At 74.1% G+C, this 25126-nt stretch carries 22 protein-coding genes; 13 read left to right on the top strand and 9 right to left on the bottom strand.

The annotated features are described in order from the left end of the window. The first annotated feature begins 56 nt into the window (after positions 1-56). The 9 genes from ABIE39_RS09065 (at position 57) to ABIE39_RS09105 (ending at position 10913) form a co-directional block, all read left to right on the top strand. Positions 57-1715: an outer membrane protein assembly factor BamB family protein gene (locus ABIE39_RS09065; protein ID WP_354051419.1), complete on the top strand. Its 1659-nt coding sequence runs from the start codon at positions 57-59 to the stop codon at positions 1713-1715. A gap of 165 nt (positions 1716-1880) precedes the next feature. Then, entirely contained in the window at positions 1881-4097 is a 2217-nt protein-coding gene (locus tag ABIE39_RS09070) for a DUF7937 domain-containing protein (protein WP_354051421.1), read from the top strand. Positions 4098-4355: 258 nt separating this feature from the next. Continuing rightward, on the top strand, positions 4356-6137 hold the full coding sequence (gene leuA / locus ABIE39_RS09075) for a 2-isopropylmalate synthase (protein ID WP_354051423.1): 1782 nt from the start codon (positions 4356-4358) through the stop codon (positions 6135-6137). Between the two features lie 120 nt (positions 6138-6257). Beyond that, the gene (locus tag ABIE39_RS09080; RefSeq protein ID WP_354051425.1) at positions 6258-7379 is read left to right on the top strand and encodes an ABC transporter permease; all 1122 of its coding nucleotides are present in this window, start codon (positions 6258-6260) and stop codon (positions 7377-7379) included. Next, positions 7376-8086, top strand: coding sequence for an ATP-binding cassette domain-containing protein (locus tag ABIE39_RS09085; RefSeq protein ID WP_175008368.1), 711 nt, complete (start codon positions 7376-7378; stop codon positions 8084-8086). The genes ABIE39_RS09080 and ABIE39_RS09085 overlap by 4 nt, the downstream gene beginning before the upstream one ends. Before the next feature lie 120 nt (positions 8087-8206). Continuing rightward, positions 8207-8779, top strand: a complete 573-nt coding sequence (locus ABIE39_RS09090; RefSeq protein ID WP_175008369.1) for a TetR family transcriptional regulator — start codon at positions 8207-8209, stop codon at positions 8777-8779. A 57-nt stretch (positions 8780-8836) separates the two neighbouring features. Then, entirely contained in the window at positions 8837-9655 is an 819-nt protein-coding gene (gene recO, locus ABIE39_RS09095; protein ID WP_354051427.1) for a DNA repair protein RecO, read from the top strand. Continuing rightward, positions 9655-10467 (top strand): isoprenyl transferase, encoded by an 813-nt coding sequence (locus ABIE39_RS09100; RefSeq protein WP_175008371.1) that lies wholly within the window; start codon positions 9655-9657, stop codon positions 10465-10467. The genes recO and ABIE39_RS09100 overlap by 1 nt, the downstream gene beginning before the upstream one ends. Before the next feature lie 68 nt (positions 10468-10535). Beyond that, complete coding sequence (locus ABIE39_RS09105; protein WP_354051429.1) at positions 10536-10913, top strand: VOC family protein; 378 nt, start codon at positions 10536-10538, stop codon at positions 10911-10913. Between the two features lie 29 nt (positions 10914-10942). On the opposite strand, the gene ABIE39_RS09110 is transcribed toward ABIE39_RS09105, so the two are convergent. Genes ABIE39_RS09110 through ABIE39_RS09135 form a run of 6 tightly spaced genes read right to left on the bottom strand, consistent with a single transcriptional unit; the run spans position 10943 to position 15433 of the window. Beyond that, on the bottom strand, positions 10943-11620 hold the full coding sequence (locus ABIE39_RS09110) for an alpha/beta fold hydrolase (protein ID WP_175008373.1): 678 nt from the start codon (positions 11618-11620) through the stop codon (positions 10943-10945). Between the two features lie 30 nt (positions 11621-11650). Continuing rightward, positions 11651-12259, bottom strand: a complete 609-nt coding sequence (locus tag ABIE39_RS09115; RefSeq protein WP_354051431.1) for a DedA family protein — start codon at positions 12257-12259, stop codon at positions 11651-11653. Between the two features lie 3 nt (positions 12260-12262). Further along, complete coding sequence (locus tag ABIE39_RS09120) at positions 12263-12655, bottom strand: Fur family transcriptional regulator (protein ID WP_209829688.1); 393 nt, start codon at positions 12653-12655, stop codon at positions 12263-12265. Continuing rightward, positions 12652-13620, bottom strand: coding sequence for a metal ABC transporter permease (locus ABIE39_RS09125; RefSeq protein ID WP_209829663.1), 969 nt, complete (start codon positions 13618-13620; stop codon positions 12652-12654). The genes ABIE39_RS09120 and ABIE39_RS09125 overlap by 4 nt, the downstream gene beginning before the upstream one ends. Next, complete coding sequence (locus ABIE39_RS09130; protein WP_209829662.1) at positions 13617-14447, bottom strand: metal ABC transporter ATP-binding protein; 831 nt, start codon at positions 14445-14447, stop codon at positions 13617-13619. Before ABIE39_RS09130 ends, ABIE39_RS09125 begins: the two co-directional genes overlap by 4 nt. Beyond that, entirely contained in the window at positions 14444-15433 is a 990-nt protein-coding gene (locus ABIE39_RS09135) for a metal ABC transporter substrate-binding protein (RefSeq protein WP_354051433.1), read from the bottom strand. The genes ABIE39_RS09130 and ABIE39_RS09135 overlap by 4 nt, the downstream gene beginning before the upstream one ends. Before the next feature lie 155 nt (positions 15434-15588). Between ABIE39_RS09135 and ABIE39_RS09140 the strand changes: the two genes are divergently transcribed. Then, the gene (locus tag ABIE39_RS09140; RefSeq protein WP_085387713.1) at positions 15589-16992 is read left to right on the top strand and encodes a glycine--tRNA ligase; all 1404 of its coding nucleotides are present in this window, start codon (positions 15589-15591) and stop codon (positions 16990-16992) included. A gap of 110 nt (positions 16993-17102) precedes the next feature. Here the strand turns inward: ABIE39_RS09140 and ABIE39_RS09145 are convergent, their stop codons facing one another. Beyond that, the gene (locus tag ABIE39_RS09145; RefSeq protein WP_021483859.1) at positions 17103-17261 is read right to left on the bottom strand and encodes a hypothetical protein; all 159 of its coding nucleotides are present in this window, start codon (positions 17259-17261) and stop codon (positions 17103-17105) included. Positions 17262-17378: 117 nt separating this feature from the next. Here ABIE39_RS09145 and dusB point away from each other — a divergent pair, with 117 nt between their 5' ends. Further along, the gene (gene dusB / locus ABIE39_RS09150) at positions 17379-18614 is read left to right on the top strand and encodes a tRNA dihydrouridine synthase DusB (RefSeq protein ID WP_354051435.1); all 1236 of its coding nucleotides are present in this window, start codon (positions 17379-17381) and stop codon (positions 18612-18614) included. Positions 18615-18728: 114 nt separating this feature from the next. Here the strand turns inward: dusB and ABIE39_RS09155 are convergent, their stop codons facing one another. Both ABIE39_RS09155 and ABIE39_RS09160 read right to left on the bottom strand, forming a co-directional pair. Next, on the bottom strand, positions 18729-20582 hold the full coding sequence (locus ABIE39_RS09155) for a glycoside hydrolase family 13 protein (protein WP_354051437.1): 1854 nt from the start codon (positions 20580-20582) through the stop codon (positions 18729-18731). A gap of 172 nt (positions 20583-20754) precedes the next feature. Then, positions 20755-21831 carry a substrate-binding domain-containing protein gene (locus ABIE39_RS09160; RefSeq protein WP_186810386.1) on the bottom strand — a complete coding sequence of 359 codons (1077 nt, stop codon included), beginning with the start codon at positions 21829-21831 and terminating at the stop codon, positions 20755-20757. Between the two features lie 264 nt (positions 21832-22095). Between ABIE39_RS09160 and ABIE39_RS09165 the strand changes: the two genes are divergently transcribed. Further along, positions 22096-23328, top strand: a complete 1233-nt coding sequence (locus ABIE39_RS09165; RefSeq protein ID WP_175008379.1) for an extracellular solute-binding protein — start codon at positions 22096-22098, stop codon at positions 23326-23328. A 150-nt stretch (positions 23329-23478) separates the two neighbouring features. After that, positions 23479-25125 carry an ABC transporter permease subunit gene (locus ABIE39_RS09170; protein WP_074809725.1) on the top strand — a complete coding sequence of 549 codons (1647 nt, stop codon included), beginning with the start codon at positions 23479-23481 and terminating at the stop codon, positions 25123-25125. Position 25126 lies beyond the last annotated feature (1 nt).

Genomic DNA, 25126 nt, shown 5'->3' on the forward strand with positions numbered 1-25126 from the left:
GCGGTCGTGCCGCCGCTCGCCCGGCGCGGCCCGGTGGGCGTGCGTATCGTGGACGGGTGAGGCGCCGTCGGCTCGCGCAGGACCGGGCGGCTCGTGCCGGGCACGCCACCCACGAGCCGACGACGGACGGTGCCGGGACGGCGACCGGCGGCTTCGAGCTCCTGCCGGCCGAGCTACGGACCGACGACCGGTTCGACGCCGCCCTCGATGCCGCGCTCGGCGGCTCCGCCGAGGCCCCCTCCCGTCCTGCGCGCGACGAGCCACGACCCCGGGACGACGCCACGACGACCGCCGTCCGGGGACGGCACCCCGGCCGGGCGGCCCGCGACGTGCTGCCGCTGCCGCGCGGAGAGCGCGCGAGCCGAGGCACGCCCGCGGCGTCCGCCGAGCCCCGTCCGCCGCGGTCCGACATCCGCCGGCCGCCCCGGTCCGCCGAGGTCGGCGAGCCCCCGGACGGGCGCGCGACGCGGCGACCCTGGTACCTGCACCCGGTCCCGTGGGTGGCGCTCGCGGTCGCCGTCGCGTTCGCCGGCTCCGTCGCCTTCACCGCGTCGACGGAGGACGCGCGACCCGTCGACGTCACCGCGCTCGCGGGAGGGCTGCGCCCGCTCGACGACTCGCCGGAGCCGCGCTGGACGGTCCCCGTCGAGCCCGGCACCGAGGTCGTCCCCGCGGTCGGCGCCGTCGTGACCGTCGACGGGGCGCTCACCGCGTACTCCGTCGCGGACGGGACGGTCCTCTGGCGGTCCGAGCGCCTCGGCGACCGCGCCACGTGCCTGCCGGCCTCGGGCGAGCCCGCGCGCGAGGTGGTCGTGTGCGCCGTCCCGACGGGGTGGCGCGAGCAGGTGGCCCGGCTCACGACCGTGCGCGCGACGACCGGCGAGGTCGTGGGGGAGCGCACGGCCGAGACGGCCGGGCGCCTGTCCGTGGTGCCGGTCGGCGCGACGGACGTCGTGCGGGCGTGGTGGCGAGGCGACGAGGTGGTGGTCGTGCGCGAGGACGCCGCGACGGGAGAGGTCCGGTGGGAGCGGTCGCTCGCGCACGACGGTCTCGGGAGCGGCGGCGACGTCGTGCTCGACGTGCGCCGCGGCGTCGTGGACGTCCTCGCGCCGGGCGTGGCGGCGGCGCTCACGGAGGACGGCCTGTCGCTCGTCGAGGACGACGTGTGGACCATCGTCCGGCTCCAGGACGGGCGCTACGTCGGCAACGAGTACGGCCGCGGCACCGCCACGGTGTTCACCGCCACGGGCGAGCCTGCGTTCCGGATCTCCGGCCGCGTGCTCGAGGCGCCCCTGTCGGACGGGTCTGCGCCGGGCGTGATCGTCACCAACACGTTCGGGAGCATCGTGGGCGTGGACGCCGCGACCGGCTCGGAGCTCTGGTCGCTGCCGGGCACCGGGATCCGCGCCGTCGCGCGCGTCGACGGGCGCGTCGTCGTCCAGACGGACTCGGCCTACCGCAGCGTCGACGCCCGCACGGGCGCGGAGGCGTGGGCGGTCACGCTCGAGGACGGTGGGCCTGGGCCGGTGCTCACCGACGGCCGGTCCCTGTTCGTCACGGAGCGGCAGCGCCGCCAGCCGGGGCTCGTGTCGATCGCGCTCGACGACGGGGCGGTCGAGTGGCGGTGGACGCTGCCGGAGGGCACGTACGACGTGCTCGCGGTCGAGGGCCGGCTCTTCCTGCTCGGGACCGGCGGGCTGACGGCCGTCTCGTGAGGCGGTGGGGGCGCGACGCCCTGCGCCGCCGTCGGCACCGTCCGGATGGTGGTTCCGGGCCGCGTGGGCGCTTGAGCCGCACGTGATGAACCGGTAGAAACGGTCGGGGCCCCTCGGCCCGGCGTGCGTGCGACCGGCACCGCGCGACAGCGTAGGGAGTGCACGATGACCAACCAGACAGAGCCGGCCGAGGACCCGCAGCCCGGTGCTGCGGGCACCGGGCCGACCCCGGCGCCCCAGGGCGCCGCGGCGGGTGACGGGGACTCCACGGCCGAGCGCGCACCGCACGGTGCGACGGGCTCGGCAGGGTCGGACCCGGACGCGGCGGGCGCCGCGCGGGCCGGGGAGAGCGACCAGGGCTCGGCGCGCGAGACCGCCGGCGCCACGACCGCGACCGCCACGGCGTCGCCCTTCGCCGGGATCCCCGTGAGCGACTACGTGCGCGACGGCGTCGCCGCGCTGCTCCTGCTCGTCTCCCTGGCGCTGCCGTGGGACGTGTCGAGCCGCGCGTCGGACAAGATCGAGGTCGTCCTGCTGACGATCCTCTCGCTGCTGACGCTCGCGCTGCCGTACCTCGCACGCACGGGCGTGCTCCCGACGACGTGGACCGTGCACACCACCCGCAAGGTCCGCCTGCTCGCCAACGCGCCGTACGTGCTGCTCGTGCTCGTCTACCTCGTCGTCGACGTCGTGGGCGGCGGCGACCTCGCCGACGGCTGGGGCGGGATCGGCTCCGCCGCCGCGCTCGGGCTCGCGGGCGCGCTCCTCGCGGCGCAGCCGCGCGAGAGCGAGCTCGGGCCGCAGGACCAGGACCGCGCGGTCACCGACCGGTGGCTCCAGGCGCTCCTCGCGCTCGCGGCGCTCCTCGCCCTCACCGTGCTGCTCACGGTGATCCTCACCGCCGCCGGCACGCGCCTCGGCGGCGCCCTGTTCGTGCTGCTGGTGATCGTGGCCGCGGTGTTCGTCCTCGCGCTCGCCGGGCTGCCGACGTACGGCACGTGGCGCCGGTCCGAGGCCGCGCGCCTCACGCTCGTCGGGCTGGGCGTCATGCTCGCCGTCGGGTTCGTCCTCGGCTCGGGCAACAACGGGCTCGTGACGATCGAGAGCACGCACGGCGGCCGGTTCGGGCTCGTGCTCGTCCCGGCGCTCGCGGCCGTCGCCGCGGCGCCCGCCGTGCACCGCGCGATGGCCGCGGCGGACCCGGTGACCACCTGGGTGCGCGTGGCCGTCAACGTCCTCGACCTCGTGCTCGTCGTCGCGGGCTACGTCGCCGTGAGCGCCGTGCTCACCCTGGCCGACGGCGCACGCGGCGTCCCGGTCGTCCTCGCCGTGATCGTCGGGGTCCTCGCCGCGGCCGTCGCGTTCGTCGCCCGCCGCTCGCTCGTGCGCGACGCCGCGACCGGGCGTCCGCTCGCGCTCGGCGGCGCCGGCGTCGTCGCGCTGCTCGGTATCGTCCTGCTCGTCGTGACGTCGAACCGTGTCGTGCTGGGCGGCGGCGTGGAGCACGTGCTGCTCGCGTTCGGCCTCCCGCTGCTCGTCGTCGGGGCACTGACCGTCCCGCGCGAGGTCCGTGCGTACTTCGCCGAGCACCGTCCCGTGCCTGCGGCGACCGGTGCCGAGGCGGCACGCGCCTACGTGTGGCAGCCGCCCGCGCCGAAGCCGCCCAAGCCGGCCCGGCCCGCGCCCGCCCCGTCGGGTCCGCCGACCGGCGCGCACCCGACGACCGGGCACACGGGTCCCTACCCGGGCGCGGGCGCCTACCCGGCCACCGGACCGACGGGCGCCTACCCGCCGGCCGGGCACACCGGGCCGGTCCCGACGCAGCAGGCCCCGGACCGCCGGTTCGCCGCGGGGTCCGACGCGACCGAGGTGCTGCCGGTCCAGCCGGTCGAGCCGGAGCGCAGCGGGTCCGCCGCGCGTCCCGGTCTCACGCCCGACGAGGGCCCGTCGACCGCGGTGCTGCCCGCCTACCAGGAGGAGCAGCCGGGCACCGGCCCGCAGCCGACCGCCCAGCAGCCCGGACAGGGGTACCAGCAGCAGGGCTACGGCCAGCAGCAGGGGTACCCGACCTCCGGGGCTGGCCAGCAGGGCTACGCGCCGCAGGGCTACGACCAGCAGGGCTACGGTCAGCAGGGGTACGCCCAGCAGCCCGCGGCGCAGCAGCCGTCGTACGCGCCCCCGGCCCAGCCGGCGGGCTTCACCGCGGCGCAGGCGCTCGACCCGGGCACGCCGCTCGAGGTCCTGGCGCAGATCGTCCAGGACGCCCCGCACCTGCGGCCCCAGGTCGCGGCCAACCCGTCGACGTACCCGGCGCTGCTCGAGTGGCTCGGCAACCTCGGCGACCCCGCGGTCGACGCGGCGCTGCGCTCGCGGCGCGGCTGACGCACCCCGACGCCCGGCCGGTCCTCCGCGCGAGGGCCGGCCGGGCGTTCCTCGCCCGCGGCGCGGCCGGGTGCCCCGGACGGCGTGCCCGAGGAGCGGACGTCCCGGGCGCGCCGGCGACGGAGGAGTACAGTGGCGTCGTGCACCTGATGCGGCGGCTCCTCCTTCGTTGCCGCGGCGAGGCCCTCTAGCCGGTTCCTCGTCGCGGTGGTTGGTGTGCCGGCTGACACCGATCAGGACGACCCCGAAGGACCGACGATGAACGCCTCCGCCCCCGCCTCGACGCACACCGCTACGGACCCGAACCCGCAGCAGCCGTCGGGCATGCCGATCCACAAGTACCTGCCGTTCCACCGGCAGATCGACGTCTCCCTGCCCGACCGCACGTGGCCGGACAAGCGCATCGAGACCGCGCCCCGCTGGTGCGCCGTCGACCTGCGCGACGGCAACCAGGCCCTCATCGAGCCCATGAACGCGGAGCGGAAGCTGCGCATGTTCGAGCTGCTCGTCGAGATGGGCTACAAGGAGATCGAGGTCGGTTTCCCCTCGGCCTCGCAGACCGACTTCGACTTCGTGCGGATGCTCATCGAGGAGGACCGCATCCCGGACGACGTCGTCATCCAGGTCCTCACGCAGTCCCGCGAGCACCTCATCGCGCGCACGTACGAGGCGATCAAGGGCGCGAAGCAGGCGATCGTCCACCTCTACAACTCGACGTCCGTCCTGCAGCGCGAGGTCGTGTTCCGCTCGGACGAGGACGGCATCATCGCGATCGCCGTCGACGGCGCGCGGCTGTGCAAGAAGTTCGAGGAGACGGTCCCCGAGACGACGGTCTACTACGAGTACTCGCCCGAGTCGTACACCGGCACGGAGCTCGAGTTCGCGGCCCGCATCTGCAACGAGGTGCTCGAGGTCTTCGAGCCCCGCCCCGACCGCAAGGTCATCATCAACCTGCCCGCCACGGTCGAGATGGCGACGCCGAACGTCTACGCCGACTCGATCGAGTGGATGAACCGGCACCTGCACCACCGCGAGAACGTCGTGCTGTCGCTGCACCCGCACAACGACCGCGGCACGGCGGTCGCGGCCGCCGAGCTCGGCTACCAGGCCGGGGCCGACCGCATCGAGGGCTGCCTGTTCGGCAACGGCGAGCGCACCGGCAACGTCTGCCTCGTCACCCTCGGCATGAACCTGTTCAGCCAGGGCGTGGACCCGCAGATCGACTTCTCCGACATCGACCACGTGCGCCGCACGGTGGAGTACTGCAACCAGCTCGGCGTCCCCGAGCGGCACCCCTACGCGGGCGACCTGGTCTTCACGGCGTTCTCCGGCTCGCACCAGGACGCCATCAAGAAGGGCTTCGACGCGATGGCCGTCCGAGCGGAGGCGGAGGGCGCCACGGTGGACGACATCACGTGGGCCGTCCCGTACCTGCCGATCGACCCCAAGGACGTCGGCCGCTCGTACGAGGCCGTGATCCGCGTCAACTCGCAGTCCGGGAAGGGCGGCATCTCCTACCTGCTGAAGTCCGAGCGCCACCTCGACCTGCCGCGTCGCCTGCAGATCGAGTTCTCGCAGTCCGTGCAGCAGCACACCGACGCGCACGGCACCGAGGTGACGGGCGAGGACATCTGGCGCATCTTCTCGGACGAGTACCTGCCCGTCGAGCCCGGTTCCGGCCTGGAGCCGTGGGGCCGGCTCAAGCTGCGCTCCACGCGCGCGTCGTCGAGCGAGGACGGCCCGGACACCCTGAGCGTCGACGTCGTCGACCGCGGCGAGGAGCTGACGCTCGAGGGCACGGGCAACGGCCCGGTCGCCGCTTTCGTCGACGCGATCGCCCAGGTGGGGGTCGACGTCCGCGTCCTGGACTACGCGGAGCACGCGCTCTCGGAGGGCGGTGACGCGACGGCTGCGGCGTACGTCGAGTGCCAGGTGGGCGACGACGTCCTGTGGGGCGTCGGGATCGACCCGTCGATCACGACGGCCTCGCTCAAGGCCATCGTGTCCGCCGTGAACCGCTCGGAGCGCGCCCAGGGCTGACCGCTGCCACGCCGACCTCGCCGACGGCCCGGACGACCTCGTCGTCCGGGCCGTCGGCGTTTTGTCGACGCAGTGTTGGTAAGATACCGACGCACTGTCGACAACATTGGAAGGCTCCTCATGTTCCTCGCGTTGCGCGAGCTCGTCTTCGCGCGCACCCGCTTCCTGCTCATGGGCGGTGTCGTCGCGCTCGTCGCGGTCCTCGTCGTCCTGCTCTCCGGGCTGTCCGCCGGCCTCGTCAACGACGGCGTCTCCGGCCTCAAGCGCACGCCCGTCACCGACTTCGCGTTCGACGAGGGCACCGGGACCGACGCCGCGTTCACCCGGTCCGTCATCGAGACGGACCAGGTCGGCACCATGGCCGAGCAGCCGGGCGTGCTCGAGGCCGCGCCGTACGGCCTGCTCCTGGCGAACGCGCACCAGGAGGACGGCTCACCTGTCGACCTCACCCTCGTCGGCGTCGAGCCCGGCTCGTTCGTCGCGCCCACCGCCGTGGCGGAGGGGAGCCTGGTCGGTGCGGAGGACGGGATCGTCGTCTCCGCGACCGCCGCCGACGACGGGCTCGCCGTCGGGGACACCGTGGCCCTCGCGCGGCCCGAGCGCACGCTCACGGTCGTGGGCGTCCTCGAGGACCAGCACACGTTCGGCCACGTCGACGTCGCGTACCTCCCGCTCGGCACGTGGCAGGAGCTGCTCGCCGGTGCCGAGGAGCCGGGAGCCGACGTCCCGGACGTCGCCACCGCGGTCGCGCTCCGCACCGATCCCGGCTCGTTCGACCGCGAGGCTGCCGACGCGGCGTCGGGCACGGTGACGCGCACGCTCACCGAGTCCTTCGACGCGTCGCCCGGATACACGGCCGAGACCGCCACCCTCCTGCTCATCCAGGTGTTCCTCTACGCGATCTCCGCGCTCGTCGTGGGCGCGTTCTTCACCGTGTGGGTCATCCAGCGGCGGCACGAGATCGCCGTCATGCGCGCCATGGGGGCGCGGCGTCGCTTCCTGCTCGCCGACTCGCTCGGCCAGGCGGCCGTGCTCCTGCTCGCCTCGATCGGCCTGGGCTTCGCCCTCGGCATCGCGGCGGGCGCGGGCCTCGGTGCCACCCCGATGCCGTTCGCGCTCCAGGCGCCCGACCTCGTCCTGGCCGGCGTCCTGCTCTTCGTCCTCGGGATGGCCGGAGCGGCCGTCGCCGTCGCGCGCATCACCTCCGTCGACCCCCTGACCGCCCTGGGAGGGCAGCGATGAGCACCACCACCCCCGCCACGCCCGTGCTCGAGATCGACCGCGCCACCGTCCGCCACGGCGACGGCGACACCACGGTCGTCGCGCTCGACGAGGTCAGCCTGAGCGTCGCCGCGGGCGAGCTCGTCGGTGTCGTCGGGCCGTCGGGCTCCGGCAAGTCGAGCCTGCTCGCGGTGGCCGGTGCGCTCACGGCGCCGGAGTCCGGGACCGTCCGCCTCGAAGGGGTCGACCTCGGCGCGACGAGCGAGCGTGAGCGTGCGCGCCTGCGGCGCGAGCGCATCGGGTTCGTCTTCCAGTCCGGCAACCTCCTGCCGGCGCTCACGAGCGTCGACCAGCTCCGGCTCGCGCTGCGGATCGCGGGCATCGACGAGCGCGACGCGCGCGCCCGCGACCCCCGAGAGCTCCTGGAGTCCGTGTCCATGAGCCACCGTGCCGACCGTCGTCCGGACCAGCTCTCGGGCGGCGAGCGGCAGCGCGTGGGCATCGCCCGCGCGCTGGTCGCGAGCCCGGCGCTCCTGCTCGTCGACGAGCCCACGGCCGCGCTGGACCGGGCGCGCAGCCACGAGGTCGTGAGCCTCCTGGCCCGCGAGGTCGAGGCCTACGGTGCCGCGGCGCTCATGGTCACGCACGACCACGACGTGCTCGAGCACTGCCACCGGGTCGTCGAGATGGTCGACGGCCGGCTCGGCCTGCCCGCCGTCACGGGCTGACGCCGGTGGGCGGCTCCGGGAGAGCCGCCCACGCGCCCCCGGTCGGGCATGATGGTCCGGCCGGGGGCCGTCGTGCTCCCGGGGGAGTGCTCCGAGAGCGCTCCGGGAAGGAGGACCATCGTGCCCAAGATCGCCGCCCCGACGGTGGCCGAGCACCGCGCCGCGCAGCTCCGGGCCCTGCTCGACGCCGCGCGCGACCTCATCCGCGAGGACGGGAGCGGGCTCACCCTCGCCGCCGTCGCGGCGCGTGCCGGGCTCGCCCGGTCGAGCGTCTACCAGTACTTCCGGTCGCGCGAGGAGCTCCTCGACGCGGTGGTCGCGGACGTCGTGCCGCGCTGGTCGGCGCGCATCACGGCGGCCGTCGCGACGGCCGCGTCCCCGGAGGGCGCGATCGTCGCCTACGCGCGCGAGAACCTGCTCCTCGTCGCCGAGGGCGAGCACGCGGTCGTCGCCGCGCTGCGCGCCGAGGCGAGCCGGGAGGCGCTCGCCGAGCAGAGCGCGGCGATGCACGCGACGATCCTCGTCCCGCTCGTCGAGGCGCTGGAGCAGCTCGGCGTCCCCGACGCCGCGCGCTCCGCGGAGCTCGTCAACGCGGTGGTGCTCGCCGCGGCGCGCCAGGTGGAGGCCGGCGAGGACGCGGAGACGACGCTGGCCCGGGTGCGCGCCGTCCTCGGGTGCCTCGCGCCGGCGTGACCACCGCCGTCGGCGGGTGGTGCGCGCCGTGTCGGCGGCGTGACGGACAATAGGGGCGTGGTGCTGTACCGAGACGACGCGATCGTGCTGCGCGCCCAGAAGCTGGGCGAGGCGGACCGCATCGTCACCCTCCTGACGCGCGAGCACGGGAAGGTGCGCGCCGTCGGCAAGGGCGTGCGCCGCACGTCGTCCCGGTTCGGCGCACGGCTCGAGCCGTTCATGGTCGTGGACGTCCAGCTCTACGCGGGCCGGTCGCTGGACACGGTGACGCAGGCGGAGACGATCGGCCCCTACGCGCGCCGGATCTGCGAGGACTACGGCCTGTACACGGCGGGCGCCGCGATGCTCGAGACCGCGGAGCGCCTCGTCGCCGACGAGCGCGAGCCTGCCGTGCAGCAGTACTGGCTGCTCGCGGGCGCGCTGCGGGCGCTGTCCGAGCACGCGCACGCGCCGGGGCTCGTGCTCGACTCCTACCTCCTGCGCGCGCTCGCCGTCGCGGGCTGGGCGCCGTCGTTCGTCGACTGCGCGCGCTGCGGGGAGCCGGGCCCGCACCACGCCTTCGCCGTCGCGCAGGGCGGGGCCGTGTGCTCGCGCTGCCGCCCGCCGGGCTCGACGGCGCCCGCCCCCCAGACCTTCGCCCTGCTCGCCGCGCTGCTCGCGGGGGAGTGGGACGCGGCCGACACGTCGGACGCCCGGCACCGCAAGGAAGCGAGCGGCCTCGTGGCCGCCTACAGCCAATACCACCTGGAGAGAACGTTGCGATCACTGCGCATGGTGGAGCGGGACGCCCCCGCTCCGCACGTCCCCGCCGCCCCGCACGCCGACGAGGCCGCTGCCTCCACGGACCCGCGCGCCGGTGCCGGGGCGGACGCCTGATGGCGCGGCGCACGTACCAGCCGCCGTTCCCGCACCCCAGCGGTGCCCGGCCCCCGGCGATCCCGGCGCAGTTCGTGCCGAACCACGTGGCCGTCGTCATGGACGGCAACGGCCGCTGGGCCAACGCGCGCGGGCTGCCGCGCACCGCGGGTCACGAGGCCGGCGAGGCGGCGCTGCTCGACGTCGTCGCGGGCGCGATCGAGATCGGCGTCAAGCACGTGTCCGCGTACGCGTTCTCGACCGAGAACTGGAAGCGCTCGCCCGACGAGGTCCGCTTCCTCATGGGCTTCAACCGCGACGTCATCCGGCGTCGCCGCGACGAGATGGACTCGTGGGGCGTGCGCGTGCGGTGGGCGGGGCGCCGTCCGCGGCTGTGGGCGTCCGTGATCAAGGAGCTCGAGGTCGCGGAGGAGCAGACGAGGCAGAACGACGTCTGCACGCTGACGATGTGCGTCAACTACGGGGGTCGGGCCGAGATCGCCGACGCCGCGGCCGCCATCGCGCGCGAGGTCGCCGCCGGGCGGCTCGACCCGCGCAAGGTCACGGAGCGGACCGTCCAGCAGCACCTCGACGAGCCCGACCTGCCGGACGTCGACCTGTTCCTGCGCAGCTCGGGCGAGCAGCGCACGTCGAACTTCATGCTGTGGCAGGCGGCGTACGCGGAGCTCGTGTTCCTCCCGGAGCCCTGGCCCGACGTGGACCGCCGCTCGCTGTGGCGCGCCGTCGAGGAGTACGCGCGCCGCGACCGCCGCTACGGAGGTGCGGTCGACGCGGTGGGCGACGCCGGCGGGACGGCGGGCGGCACTGCCTGACACCCGGCGCGGGGCGGCGCGCGCCTGCCGCCGGGACGCCGTGGGAGGCGGCCGGTAGCGTGCGCGGCATGACTCTGAGCATCGGCATGGTGACCGTCGACTCCACCGACCCGCGACCGCTCGCCCAGTGGTGGGCGCGCCACCTCGGCGGGCGGGTCGTCGACGAGGCGGACGGCTGGTTCCTCGAGGTGGTTCCCGCCGACGGGGTGACGGCTCCGGTCCTGGGGTTCCAGCGCGTCGAGGACCCGACGCCGGGCAAGAACCGGCTGCACCTCGACCTCGGCACGTCCGACCGCACGGCGGACGTCGCGGCGCTCGTGGCGGACGGCGCGACGGTCGTCGGGGAGCACACGATGCCGGGCTTCGGCTGGACCGTGCTCGCCGACCCGCAGGGCAACCAGTTCTGCGTGGGGGAGCCCGAGGCGTCGGCGACGACCGTCGGCTGAGGCGGTGGCCGTCCCGTCAGGGCGGCCCCTCAGCGCGCCAGCGCGTCGAGGCGGGCGGCGAGCTCGGCCGGGCGGCTGAGCGCCACGAGGTGTCCCCCCGGCATCGTCTCGACCTCGGCGCCGAGCCGCTCGCGCGCGACGGCGCGCTGGAAGGGCAGCGGGAAGAGCCGGTCGTCGTCGCCCTGGAGCACGACCGTGGGCACGCCCGGCCAGGCGCGGGCGGGCCACGGCTCGGCGAAGGACCGCTCGGACGGCTGCCGGTCGCTGCGCTGCGCGACGGCCGCGACGTGCTCCGGCACGTCGTGGAAGAAGTCGTCCACGGGGTCGAACGGGCCCAGGCCGGTGGCGGTACGACGCGCGGCGTGGTCGGTCGCGCGCCACCAGTCGCCGCCGCTCTCGCCCGGGCGCGGGATCATCGGGTTGAGCAGCACGAGCAGGCGGACCGGCTCGCGCTCGCACACGAGCGGCCCGACGTACGCGCCCATGGACTGGGCGACGACGACGAGGTCGCCCCGTTCGGCGGGGGCCGCCGCCCGGTGCAGCGTCGTGACCGCGACGTCGGTGAGGTCCGCCCAGCCGTGGCCCTCGTCGTGCTGGGGGAGGTCGACCGCGACGGCTCGGTGACCGAGCCGGTCGAGCTCGGGCACGAGCAGGTCCCAGTACGCGGGGTCGCCGCCGGCGCCGGGCAGCAGGAGGAAGGTCGTCATGGGGGTTCGGACGGCCGGGCGCCCGTCATCTCATCGGTCGGCGCGCGGCGTGTCCTCGTCGCGGGAGAGGCCTGGCCCGGCGCCCTCCCCGGGGCCGTCCCCGACGGAGGCGGCGGTCGGCACGACGGCGGGGTCACCGCCCGGGCGGGCAGCCCGACGCCGGACCGTGAGGACCACCGCCACGACGACCGCGACCACGATCGCGACGAGCACCGCGACCCCCGTCGGCGAGCCCGTCGCGGCGGCGAACGCGGCCGTCCACACCGCCCACCCGACGGTCGCGTAGATCGTCGCGTGCACCATGCATCCGAGGGTCATGGCCGCGAGGTAGCGCCCGAACGGCATGCGCACGACGCCCGCCGCGGCGTTGATCACGGTCTTCGTCCCGGTCGCGAGGAACGACGCGGGCACCGCGAGGACGCCCCACCGCCGCACGGTCTCGATCCCGCGCGCGGCCGAGCGGCCGGACAGCCAGGCGTGGACGCGCGCGACCCAGGGCTTGACGGGGCGCGTGCGGTCGAGCGTCCACGTCGTGACGAGGCGCGCGATCCAGTAGGTCGCCTGCGTCCGGACGAATGCGATCGCGAAGAAGAAAGCGAAGAGCGCGGCGAACGGGGCGCCGTCCAGCGCGTCGGGCACGGCTCAGCCCTGGACGGCGGTGGCCCGCGCGCAGCCCGCGCACGTGCCGAACAGCTCGATGGTGTGCTGGATGTCGACGAACCCGTGCGAGGTGCCGACCTGGTTGGCCCACGCCTCGACCGTCGGGCCGTCGATCTCGACGGTCCGGCCGCACGCCCGGCACACGAGGTGGTGGTGGTGCTCGCGGCGCTCGCACCGGCGGTAGAGGTTCTCGCCCTCCTCGGTGCGCAGCACGTCCACGTCGCCGCCGTCCGCGAGGCTCTGCAGCGTGCGGTAGACGGTCGCGAGCCCCACGTTGTCGCCGCGCGTGCGCAGGATCTCGTGGAGCTGCTGGGCGCTGCGGAAGTCCTCCAGGTCCTCCAGCGCGTCCGAGACGGCGGCGCGCTGGCGGGTCATGCGCTGCACGGGTCACCTCCGGTGGTGCGGTGGGCCGACCCCGAGGGTACGAGGTCGAGCTCGACGTCGTCGGGGATGTCCGGGTGGGGGTCCCGGGCGACGCGCGGCCGCCGTCGGACCCACAGGGGTCGCAGCGCGGCCACGACGAGGTACGTCGCGATCGCGAGGACGACGATCGTCGCACCCGGCGAGACGTTGTTCCAGTACGTGAAGGACAGCCCGACGACGCACACGACCACCCCGACGACCGACGCGACGAGCATCGTGCGGCGGAACGAGCGCGTGACGAGCTGGGCGACCGCGACGGGCACGATCATGAGGGCGCTGACGAGCAGCAGCCCGACGACCCGCATCGACACGGTCACGGTGAGCGCGGCGACGACGGCGACGGCGATGTTCAGCGTGCGCACCGGCAGGCCCGACGCGCGCGCGAACTCCTCGTCGTGGCTCACCGAGAACAGCGCGGCCCGCAGGCCGACGCCGACGAGCAGGATCACCGCGCTGAGCACGACCGTGAGGACGAGGTCCGACGACGTCACCGTCGAGATCGAGCCGAACAGGTACTGCATGAGGCTGCCGGACGAGCCGCCCGCGAGGCCGATGAGCAGGACGCCGCCCGCGATGCCGCCGTAGAAGAGGAGCGCGAGCGCGAGGTCGCCGCTGGTCCGGCCGCGCTCGCGCACGACCTCGATCGCGACGGCGCCGAGCACCGCCGCGACGACCGCGCCGGGGATCGCGAGCGCGTCGTTCGGCACGACACCCATCGCCGCGCCGACGAGCCACCCGAGCGCGACACCGGTGAGCGCGACGTGCCCGATGCCGTCGCCGAGCAGCGAGAGCTTGCGCTGCACGAGGTACGTGCCGACGACGGGGGCGCTGACGCCGACGAGCAGCGCCGCGAGGAGGGCGCGCTGCATGAGCGGGTCGGTGAGCAGCAGGGAGATCTCGGAGAACAGGGTGGTCATGAGGCCGTCCTGGGTGCGTGGCCTGCGGAGAGGTCGGGGTTCAGGGTGTCGGTGAGGCCCGTCTCCGGGCCCGCGGGGCGGTTGTCGCCGTCCACGGGCTCGTGCGGGTGCAGGTGCTGGTGCGTCGCGCCCGCGTGCGTGGACGACGCGCGGGGCGGGGCGCCGTCGTGCACGACGCGCCCGTGCCGCAGGACGACCGCGCGCTCGACGAGCGGGGCGAGCGCCCCGAGCTCGTGGAGCACCACGAGGACGGTGAGGCCGTCGTCCACGAGCCGCGTCATCGTCGCGGCGAACGCCTCCTGGCTCGGCTTGTCGACGCCCGCGACGGGCTCGTCGAGGACGAGCAGGTCGGGCCGACGGACGAGGGCGCGCGCGATGAGCACGCGCTGCTGCTGCCCTCCCGAGAGCTCGGCCGTCGAGTCGTCGGCGCGGTCCGCGAGGCCCACGAGCTCGAGCGCCTCGACCGTGCGGTCGCGCCAGCCGCGCGGGAGCCGGAGGCGGCCCCCGCCGAGGAGCCCGGACGCGACGACCTCCGACGCGGTGGACGGCATCCCCGACGGCGCGCTCACGCGCTGCGGCACGTACCCGAGCCGCCGCCACGGCAGCCGCGGACCGAGCGGCGTGCCGAAGAGGTCGACGGAGCCGCGGGAGAGCGGCACGATCCCGACGAGCGCGCGGACCAGGGTCGACTTGCCCGAGCCGTTCGCGCCGAGGAGCGAGACGACCTCGCCCGCGCGGACCGAGAGGTCGATGCCACGCAGGATCTCGCTCCCGCCGAGCGTCACGTGGACGTCGCGCGCGGCGATCAGCTCCGGTGCGCCGGTCATGCGCACGCGAGGCCGGCCGTGAGCGCCTCGAGGTTGGACTCCATGACCTCACGGTAGTCCGTCGCGCCCTCCGCGAGGCTCTCGAGCGGGTCGAGCAGAGCGGTCCGGACGCCGAGGTCGTCGGCGAGCGTCTGGGTCACCTTCGGGCTGACGAGCGTCTCGAAGAAGAGCGTGGTCACGCCGTTCTCCCGGACGACCTCGCCGACCTCGCGCAGGCGAGCAGGCGAGGGCTCCGCCTCGGGGTCGATCCCGGAGATCCCGACCTGGTGCAGGTCGTAGCGCTCGGCGAGGTAGCCGAAGGCCTCGTGCGAGGTGACGAGCGTCGCGCCCGCGCACGGCGCGAGCGCCGCGGCGAACTCCGCGTCCAGGTCGTCGAGGTCCGCGGTGAGGGCGGCGGCGCCGGCCGCGTAGTCGTCCGCGTGGTCGGGGTCGATCGCGGAGAGCTCGTCGGCGACGGCGTCGCCCACGGCGGCCAGGCGCGTCGGGTCGAGCCAGAAGTGCGGGTCCGTGGGTCCGTGGTCGTGGCCGTCCCCGGACTCGTCCGCGTGCTCGGCGTGCTCCTCCGCGGTCTCGTCGGCGTGGTCGCCCTCGCCGCCGGGGTGCTCCTCGAGCCCGGCCGACGCCGCGGCGTCGACCACGTGCTCGGGCGCCCGCTGCTCGATGCCCTCGTCCACCGCGGGCTGGAACCCCGAGAGGTAGACGACGAGGTCGGCGTCGCCGATCGCGCGGACCTGCGCGGGCGCGAGCTCCAGGTCGTGCGGCTCGGCCGCGGGCGGCGTGAGGTTCGAGACGTCGACGTGCTCCCCGCCGACCTGCTCGACGACGTACTGGAGCGGGTAGAACGACGCGAGCACCTGGAGCCGGCCGTCGTCGCCGCCCCCTCCCGAGCCGCCGGCACCGGGGGAGCACGCCGCGACGAGCGCGGCCGTGGCGAGGGCGGCGGTGGTGGCGAGGGCGCGACGGCGCCGGGCGGGGGAGCGGTGCATGACCACCAGTCTCCGCCTTCTTGAGAATGAATGTCAAAACCGTTCCCGGTGAGCCGGGTCACGGCCGGGTACGCTGGTCGGTCGGCGCCCGTGCGGGCGTCGCCCACCCGTCCAGCCCCCACGAGCCACGTGCGGGGCCGTGAGCACCAGGAGTGATGTCCGTGGCCGCAGCGCCCTCACCCACCGCCCGTCTCGACGCCGTCGTCTCCCTCGCCAAGCGGCGCGGGTTCGTCTTCCCCTCGGGCGAGATCTACGGCGGCACCCGCTCCGCGTGGGACTACGGGCCCCTGGGCACCGAGCTCAAGGAGAACATCAAGAAGCAGTGGTGGCGCGCGATGGTCACGAGTCGTGACGACGTCGTGGGCCTCGACTCGTCCGTGATCCTGCCGCGCCAGGTGTGGGTCGCGTCGGGTCACGTGGGCGTCTTCACCGACCCGCTGACGGAGTGCCTGCACTGCCACAAGCGGTTCCGCGAGGACCAGATGATCGAGGAGTTCGAGGAGAAGAAGGGCCGTGCGCCCGAGGGCGGCCTCGCCGAGATCGTCTGCCCGAACTGCGGCACGCGCGGGCAGTGGACCGAGCCGCGCGACTTCAACATGATGCTCAAGACGCACCTCGGCCCCGTCGAGGACGAGTCGGGCCTGCACTACCTGCGCCCCGAGACCGCGCAGGGCATCTTCGTGAACTTCGCCAACGTCATGGGTGCGAGCCGCAAGAAGCCGCCGTTCGGCATCGGCCAGATCGGCAAGTCGTTCCGCAACGAGATCACGCCGGGCAACTTCATCTTCCGCACGCGCGAGTTCGAGCAGATGGAGATGGAGTTCTTCGTCGAGCCGGGCACGGACGCCGAGTGGCACCAGTACTGGATCGACACGCGCACCGACTGGTACGTCGACCTCGGCATCCAGCGCGACAACCTGCGCCTGTACGAGCACCCGCAGGAGAAGCTCTCGCACTACTCGACCCGCACGGTCGACATCGAGTACCGCTTCGGCTTCTCGGGCTCGGAGTGGGGCGAGCTCGAGGGCATCGCGAACCGCACCGACTTCGACCTCAAGACGCACGCCGAGCACTCCGGCAAGGACCTGTCGTACTTCGACCAGACGAAGAACGAGCGCTGGGTGCCCTACGTCATCGAGCCAGCCGCGGGCCTCACGCGCTCCCTCATGGCGTTCCTCGTCGAGGCGTACACCGAGGACGAGGCGCCGAACGCGAAGGGCGGCGTGGACACGCGCACGGTCCTGCGCCTCGACCACCGGCTCGCGCCGGTCAAGGCCGCCGTGCTCCCGCTGAGCCGCAACGAGCAGCTCTCGCCCAAGGCGAAGGACCTCGCGACCGAGCTCCGCAAGTACTGGAACGTCGACTTCGACGACGCGGGCGCCATCGGCCGCCGGTACCGCCGCCAGGACGAGATCGGCACGCCGTTCTGCATCACGGTCGACTTCGACACGCTCGACGACCAGGCCGTGACGATCCGCCACCGCGACTCGATGAGCCAGGAGCGCGTCGCGCTCGACAAGGTCACCGAGTACCTCGCCGGGCACCTGCTCGGCGCCTGACGCGTCACCGCCCGGCGCGCCGGTGCCGGGCACGCAGGAGGGGCGGGACCGTACGGTCCCGCCCCTCCTGTCGCGTCTCGTCGGGACGCGTCGCCCCCGGCGGCCTCGCGCTAGCGGGCCGCCCCCTTAGCCCTGTTGAGCAGGCCGATCACCAGGCTCACGACGAGCACGATGATGCCGATCCAGATGAGGATCTTCGCGGCCTCGATGGCGACGCCGAGGATGAGGAGCACGGCGCCGACGATGACCAGGATGAGCCAGAGAGGCATGTCGTCCCTTTCGTCCGTGTCCGGCCTGTATTGCCGGACCTCCTCAACACTGCCACGACCGTCCGCTGCTCGCTCGTCGAAACGGGGCTCGCCGTGCAGCGCGTGCCGGGTGGGACAATGGAGCGCGTGACTGCACCCGCTCCTGCCCTCAGCGCGACGACCGACCGCCCCGACCCGGGGACCGGTCCGCTCGTGGCGCCGCTGCGGATCGGCCCGATCGTCGTCCGGACCCCGGTGGTCCTCGCCCCGATGGCCGGCGTCACGAACCGCGCGTTCCGCACGCTGTGCCGCGAGGCCGGCGCGTCCGGCGGCGACGACCCCGGCCTCTACGTCGCCGAGATGGTCACGAGCCGCGCGCTCGTCGAGCGCAACCCCGAGGCGCTGCGCATCGTGACGTTCGGTGCCGACGAGACCCCTCGGTCCGCGCAGGTGTACGGCGTGGACCCGGCGACCGTCCGCGAGGCCGTGCGCATCATCGTCGCCGAGGACCGTGCCGACCACGTCGACCTGAACTTCGGCTGCCCGGTGCCCAAGGTCACGCGCAAGGGCGGGGGAGCGGCGCTGCCCTGGAAGCGCGACCTGTTCACCGCCATCGTGCAGGGCGCGGTCGAGGCCGCCCGCCCGTACGGGGTGCCCGTCACCGTGAAGATGCGCAAGGGCATCGACGACGACCACCTCACCTACCTCGAGGCGGGTCGCATCGCCGAGGGCCTGGGCGTCGCGGCGGTCGCGCTGCACGCCCGCACCGCCGCCGAGCACTACTCCGGCACGGCCGACTGGTCCGCGATCGCGCGTCTCAAGGAGGCCGTGACGAGCGTCCCGGTGCTCGGCAACGGCGACATCTGGTCGGCCGAGGACGCCGTCCGCATGGTCCGTGAGACCGGGTGCGACGGCGTCGTCGTCGGGCGTGGCTGCCAGGGCCGGCCCTGGCTGTTCGCCGACCTCGCCGCGGCGTTCGCGGGCCGCCCCGAGCGCGTGCGCCCGGGCCTGCCCGAGGTGGCGGGCACGATCTACCGCCACGGCGAGCTCATGATCGAGTACTTCGACGGCGACGAGGGCAAGGGCATGCGCGACCTGCGCAAGCACATGGCCTGGTACCTCAAGGGCTACGCCGTGGGCGGGGACGCGCGCCGCGCGCTCGCGATGGTCTCGACGCTCGCGGAGCTGCGCGCGCTGCTCGACGACCTCGACCAGGACGCCCCCTACCCCGGCGAGGCCGCCGAGGGCCAGCGCGGCCGGGCGGGTTCGCCCAAGACGCCGCACCTGCCCTACGGCTGGCTCGACTCGCGCGAGCTCGACGCCGAGCACGAGGAGCGGCTGCGCGAGGCCGAGCTGAGCGTCTCCGGCGGCTGACCGCAGCCGCTTCCTCCTCCTCCGCCCGACCCCGGCCCTGCGCCGACCGGACGAGAAGCACGACGGCCGGGACCCCCGTGGGGGTCCCGGCCGTCGTGGACGCGGCGGCGTCGGTCAGTGCGCGCGCAGCCAGACCGTCGTGTCCGACGGGACGCGGACCTGCGGGTCCGCGGAGCGGTCGGTCAGCACCGGGCCGGAGGCCACGAGAACCTCCGCGCCGCGCGGCAGCAGCACGGGCTCGGTGCCCAGGTTGGCGAGCACGACGACGTCGCGGTTGCGGAAGGCGACGACGTCCGCCGAGCCGGCGAACTCCTCGACCCACGCGAGCGTGCCCGCGCCGAGGCGCTCCGCGCGACGCGTCGCGAGGGCCGTGCGGTACGTCTCGTAGGTCGAGCCCTCGACGCCGCGCTGGACGTCCGCGGCGTAGCGCCCGTACGACTCCGGCTGGGGGAGCCACGTCTTCCCGGACGGGCCGAACCCGAAGCCGTCGGCGTCCGCGGTCCAGGGGAGCGGGATGCGGCAGCCGTCGCGGCCCGCCTCGGCGCCCTGGGTGCGGAAGAACGCCGGGTCCTCGCGGACGTCGTCGGGCAGGGCGGTGTGCTCGGGGAGGCCGAGCTCCTCGCCCTGGTAGAGGTACGACGACCCGGGCAGGCCGAGCATGAGCAGAGAGGCGGCACGGGCGCGGCGCAGGCCGAGCTCCTCGTCGGGCTGCGGGTCGTGGGCGAAGATGCCGTTGGGGCGCAGGCCCGGGTCGGCCAGGCCGAGGCGCGACGCGTGCCGCACGACGTCGTGGTTCGACAGGACCCACGTCGTGGGGGCGCCGACCTCGTCGTTCGCGTGCAGCGACGCCGCGATCACGGTGCGCAGCGGCGCGGCCGCCCACCCGGTGGTGAGGAACGAGAAGTTGAACGCCTGGTGCATCTCGTCCGGGCGGACGTAGCGCGCGAGGCGCGAGAGGGGCTCGACCCAGGCCTCGGCGACGAGGGCGCGGTCGCCGTCGTACTCGGCGAGCACGCGGTGCCACGCGCGGTAGATCTCGTGGACGCCGTCCTGGTCGAACATCGGGCCGGAGTTCCCGGCGCCCGTCGAGCCGTCCTCGGGGGCGCCCGGGTCGGTGCCCTCCTCGCCGGCCTCGGTGCCCTCGACCATCGAGACGGTGCCGTCCCAGTCGGGCAGCCCGTCGGCCTTGATCATGCCGTGCGCGACATCGACGCGGAACCCGTCCACGCCCTTGTCGAGCCAGAAGCGCAGGACCTGCTCGAACTCCTCGCGCACCTCGGGGTTGTCCCACGCGAGGTCCGGCTGGGTCGAGTCGAAGAGGTGCAGGTACCACTGCCCGGGCGTCTCGCCCTCGGCGCCGGTCACGGGGCGCGCGTTCGCGCCGGCCGTCACGCGGGTCCACGCGGGGCCGCCGAAGATCGACTGCCAGTTGTTCGGGGGCAGCTCGCCGTGCTCTCCCTCGCCCTCGCGGAAGATGTAGCGCGCGCGCTCCGGCGAGCCCTCGGGCGACGCGAGCGCCGCCTGGAACCAGGCGTGCTGGTCCGACGTGTGGTTCGGGACGAGGTCGACGATGATGCGGATGCCGCGGGCGTGCGCCTGGGCGAGGAGCTTGTCGAAGTCGGCGAGCGTGCCGAACAGGGGGTCGACGTCGCGGTAGTCGGCGACGTCGTAGCCCGCGTCCTTCTGGGGCGAGCGGTAGAACGGGCTCAGCCAGACGGCGTCGACCCCGAGCTCGGCGAGGTGGTCGAGCTTCGAGGTGATGCCGGGCAGGTCGCCGACGCCGTCGCCGTCGCCGTCCGCGAAGGAGCGCGGGTAGACCTGGTAGATGACGGCGTCGCGCCACCACTCGGGGGCCTCGCCCGGCCCGGTGTGCACGAGCGCGCCCGTGCTGAAGGGAGCCGGGGCGGTGGCCGTTGCCAGTCCGGTGCTGGGCGCGGTGGCGGTCGGCGTCGAATCGATACGAGTCATCGAGCTGTCGGTCCTCACGTACGTGGTGCTGGGGTTTTCAGGGGATCTTCCGGTGATGAACACTCGGCTGGCGGAGCGGGGTGTCGCCGACCCTTCGTCGAGTGTAAGCGCTTGCGGTGCGGTGCCGACAAGGGTCGACGGCCACCCGCAGCGAGGTGGGCGGGTGCCGGTCTCAGGCGGTCGGCGAGCCCGCCGCGGCGGCCGTGCTCGCGTCCGGGGCGGACGTCGCGCGGGCCGGTGCGGCCCCGGTCGAGTCGCGGACGATGAGCTCCGGCTGGAACAGGAGCTCCGTCCGCGGCGCCCGCTCGCCCGCGATCTCCGTGAGCAGCGCGCTCACGGCGGCGTGCGCCATGGCGCTCACCGGCTGGCGCACGGTGGTGAGCGGCGGGTCGGTGAAGGCGATGAGGGGCGAGTCGTCGTAGCCGAGCACCGAGACGTCCTGCGGCACGCGCAGCCCGCGCGAGCGTGCCGCGCGGATGGCGCCGAGCGCCATGAGGTCGGAGCCGCAGACGATCGCGGTGTGACCCGAGTCGATGAGCTCGCCGCCCGCGGCCTGGCCGCCCTCGACCGTGTAGAGCGTCACGACGACGTGCTGCGCCGCCTCCGCCTCGTCGGCCACGAGCCCGTGCCGCACGAGCGACTCGGCGAAGCTCGCGAGCTTGCGCTGCGCCGGGACGAAGCGGTCCGGGCCGATCGCGAGGCCGACGCTGCGGTGCCCGAGCGAGACCAGGTGGCGCACGGACAGCTCGACGCTCGCCACGTCGTCGGGCGAGACGAACGGGGCGTCGATGCCCTCGGCGAAGCCGTTGACCAGGACGATCGGGATGCCCCGGCTGCGCAGGCGCTCGTAGCGCTCGTGGCTCGCCTGGGTGTCCGCGTGCAGGCCGGAGACGAAGACGATGCCGTCGACCGCGTGGTCCATGAGCATGTCGACGTAGTCGTCCTCCGTGGTCCCGCCCGGCGACTGCGTGCACAGCAGCGGCGTGTACCCGTGCTCGGACAGGAGTGACTCGATCGTCTGGGCGAACGCGGGGAAGACGGGGTTCGTCAGCTCCGGGACGACGAGGCCGACGAGGCCGGCGGAGCGGGTGCGCAGCGTCGACGGGCGCTCGTAGCCGAGCACGTCGAGCGCGGCGAGCACCGCCTGGCGGGTCTCGCTCGCGACGCCGGGCTTCCCGTTGAGGACGCGCGAGACCGTCGCCGTGGAGACGCCTGCCTGGGCGGCGAGATCACTGAGACGGGTACGCACATGGGGCAGCGTAGGGGACACCGGACCTCCTCGTCCTGGTCGTCCGGTCGGCGAGCCGCGATCCTCCGGGCGGAGGCGCGCGGACCCGGCGACCGGAGGAGGCGGGTGGGCGCCGGTCGACGCCCTGTAAAGCGTTGCATGAAAGTTACCGCAACGACTTGCACCCGTGCCACCTCCCGCTCTACCGTCGTGCTCATCAGGGTCCGGCGCCGGCGCCAACGCCGGAGCGGGCCGCCCATCACGACACGCTTGGAGTGACCACTGATGCGACGGAGCATCCTTCTTGCCGCCGCGCTGACCACGACGCTGGCGCTGACCGCCTGCTCGTCCGGCGGCTCGGGCGACGAGACCACCGACGAGCCGAGCGCCGAGGGTTCGTCCGCCGGTGGCTCGCTGACCGTCTGGGTCGACGAGACCCGTCAGGACGCCGTGACCGCGGCGGCCGAGTCGTTCGAGACCGAGACGGGCACGACGGTCGACGTCGTGCTCAAGAACTTCGAGGACATCCGGGCGGACTTCCTCGCGCAGGTCCCGACGGGCGAGGGCCCCGACATCACCGTCGGCGCCCACGACTGGCTGGGCGAGCTCACGACGAACGGCGTCGTGGCGCCGCTCGAGCTCGGGGACAAGGCGGCCGAGTTCGAGGACGTCTCCATCGAGGCGTTCACGCAGGACGGCCAGGTCTACGGCCTGCCCTACGCGATCGAGAACATCGCCCTCATCCGCAACACCGCGCTCGCGTCGACCGCCCCCGCCACGTGGGACGAGGCCGTGGCCGCGGGCCAGGCCGCCGGGACGCAGTTCCCGATCCTGGTCCAGTCGGACGGCGACAAGGGTGACCCCTACACCCACTACCCGTTCCAGACGTCCTTCGGCGCTCCGGTCTTCGCGCAGAACGAGGACGGCAGCTACTCGTCCGAGCTCGCGATGGGCGGCCCCGAGGGCCAGGCGTTCGCGCAGTGGCTCGGCGCCCAGGGTGCGGCCGGCGTCCTCAGCCAGGACACCACCTACGACATCGCCGTCGAGGCGTTCAAGAACGGGCAGTCGCCGTTCATCGTGGGCGGTCCGTGGATGATCGACTCGTTCGAGGGCCTCGACCTGTCGATCGACCCGATCCCGACCGCGGGCGGCCAGCCCGCGCAGCCGTTCGTCGGCGTCCAGGGCTTCTACCTGAGCGCGGAGAGCGACAACGCGATCGTCGCGAACGACTTCCTCGTGAACTTCCTGTCCACCGAGGACGCGCAGCTCGCGCTGTACGAGGCGGGCAACCGTCCGCCGGCGCTGACCGCCGCCGCCGACGCCGCGGCCGCCGACGACCCGATCGTCGCGGGCTTCCGCGCCGTGGGTGCCGAGGCCGTGCCGATGCCGTCGATCCCCGAGATGGCTTCCGTGTGGAGCTTCTGGGGCGTCACCGAGGCGGCGATCGTCGCCGGTGCCGACCCGGTCTCGAGCTGGGACAAGATGATCGCCGACATCCAGGGCGCGATCGACGCCTGATCCGGGTGCAGCCCGCCGCCGCGGTGCGCAGGGCTCCTGCGCACCGCGGCGGCGCGTCCCGCCCTCCGGCCCGGAACGGGCCGCGACGCAGCACGACGACACTCCAGAAGACGCAGCACCCGCGCGTCCGACGACCTCGGAGGCACCACGATGTCCGCCCCTCAGACCACGGCCGGCGACGAGCGCGTCGGCACCTCCGGAGCCGACGGCCCGCCGCCGCGGGACGCGCGCCGCCTGCGGGCCCGCGACGCGTCGCACGCGCGCGACTACGGGCCAGGGTTCTTCGTCAAGCTCGCCCTCATGGCGGTCGTGGACGCGCTCGGCGTGTACGTGGTCTGGTCCGCGTGGACGGCGGGCTCGTACGGCATCCTCGCCGCGACGCTCGCGATGCTCGTCGCGGCCAACTGGGTGTACTTCTCCAAGCGGTCCCTGCCGCTGAAGTACATCCTGCCCGGCCTGATCTTCCTGCTCGTCTACCAGATCTTCGTCGTCGGGTACACGGGCTACGTGGCGTTCACCAACTACGGCACGGGCCACAACTCCACGAAGGAGCAGGCGGTCTCCGCGCTGCTCATCCAGAACGAGCGCCGGGTCGAGGGCTCGGCGTCGTCCGCGCTGACCGTCGTCGAGGACGGCGACGCGCTCGGCTTCGCGGTCGTCACCGACGACGGCGAGGTCGAGGCCGGCACCGCCGAGCGGCCGCTGTCGGTCGTCGACGGCGCGACGGTCGAGGACGGCCGCGCGACCGAGGTCCCCGGCTACACGGTCCTGCCACGCGACCAGGTGCTGCAGCGCCAGGCCGAGGTGACCGAGCTGCGCGTCCCCGTCTCGGACGACCCCGAGGACGGCTCGATCCGCACCACCGACGCGCGCACCGGCTACGTGTACACGTCCGCCCTCGAGTGGGACGCGGCGGCCGACACGATGACCGACACGACGACGGGCACGGTCTACACGCCGAACGACGAGGGCCAGTTCCAGGCGCCCGACGGCTCGACCCTCGCGGTCGGCTGGCGCGTCCCGGTCGGCCTCGACAACTTCGTCACCGCGTTCTCGGACGCCCGCTACGCCCAGCCGTTCGTCAAGATCCTGCTGTGGACGTTCGTGTTCGCGATCGGCTCGGTCGCCACGACGTTCCTGCTGGGCCTGTTCCTCGCGATCGTCTTCAACGACACGCGGATGCGCGGGCGCAAGGTCTACCGGACGCTGATGATCCTGCCGTACGCGATCCCGGGCTTCCTCGCGGCGCTGCTGTGGTCCGGGCTGCTCAACACGCGGTTCGGGTTCATCAACGAGGTGATCCTGGGCGGCGCGCACATCCCGTGGCTCACCGACCCCTGGCTGGCCAAGCTGTCCGTGCTCGGCGTGAACCTGTGGCTGGGCTTCCCGTACATGTTCCTCATCTGCACGGGCGCGCTGCAGTCGCTGCCGTCAGACGTCATGGAGGCCGCGAAGATCGACGGCGCCGGCCGCTGGACCACGTGGCGCGCGATCACGCTGCCGCTGCTGCTCATCTCGACGGCGCCGCTGCTCATCTCGTCGTTCGCCTTCAACTTCAACAACTTCACCCTGATCTACATGCTCACCGGGGGCGGGCCACGCTTCGCCGACGCGTCCGTGCCGCTCGGCCACACGGACATCCTCATCTCGATGGTGTACTCGATCTCCGGCGTCGACGGCTCGGCGCAGAAGGACTTCGGGCTCGCGAGCGCCCTGTCGATCGTCATCTTCGTCATCGTGGGGACGATCTCGGCCATCGCCTTCCGCAGCACGCGCAAGTTCGAGGAGATCAGCTGAC

The organism is Cellulosimicrobium sp. 4261 (genome assembly GCF_040546915.1).
GTDB lineage: Bacteria > Actinomycetota > Actinomycetes > Actinomycetales > Cellulomonadaceae > Cellulosimicrobium > Cellulosimicrobium cinnabarinum.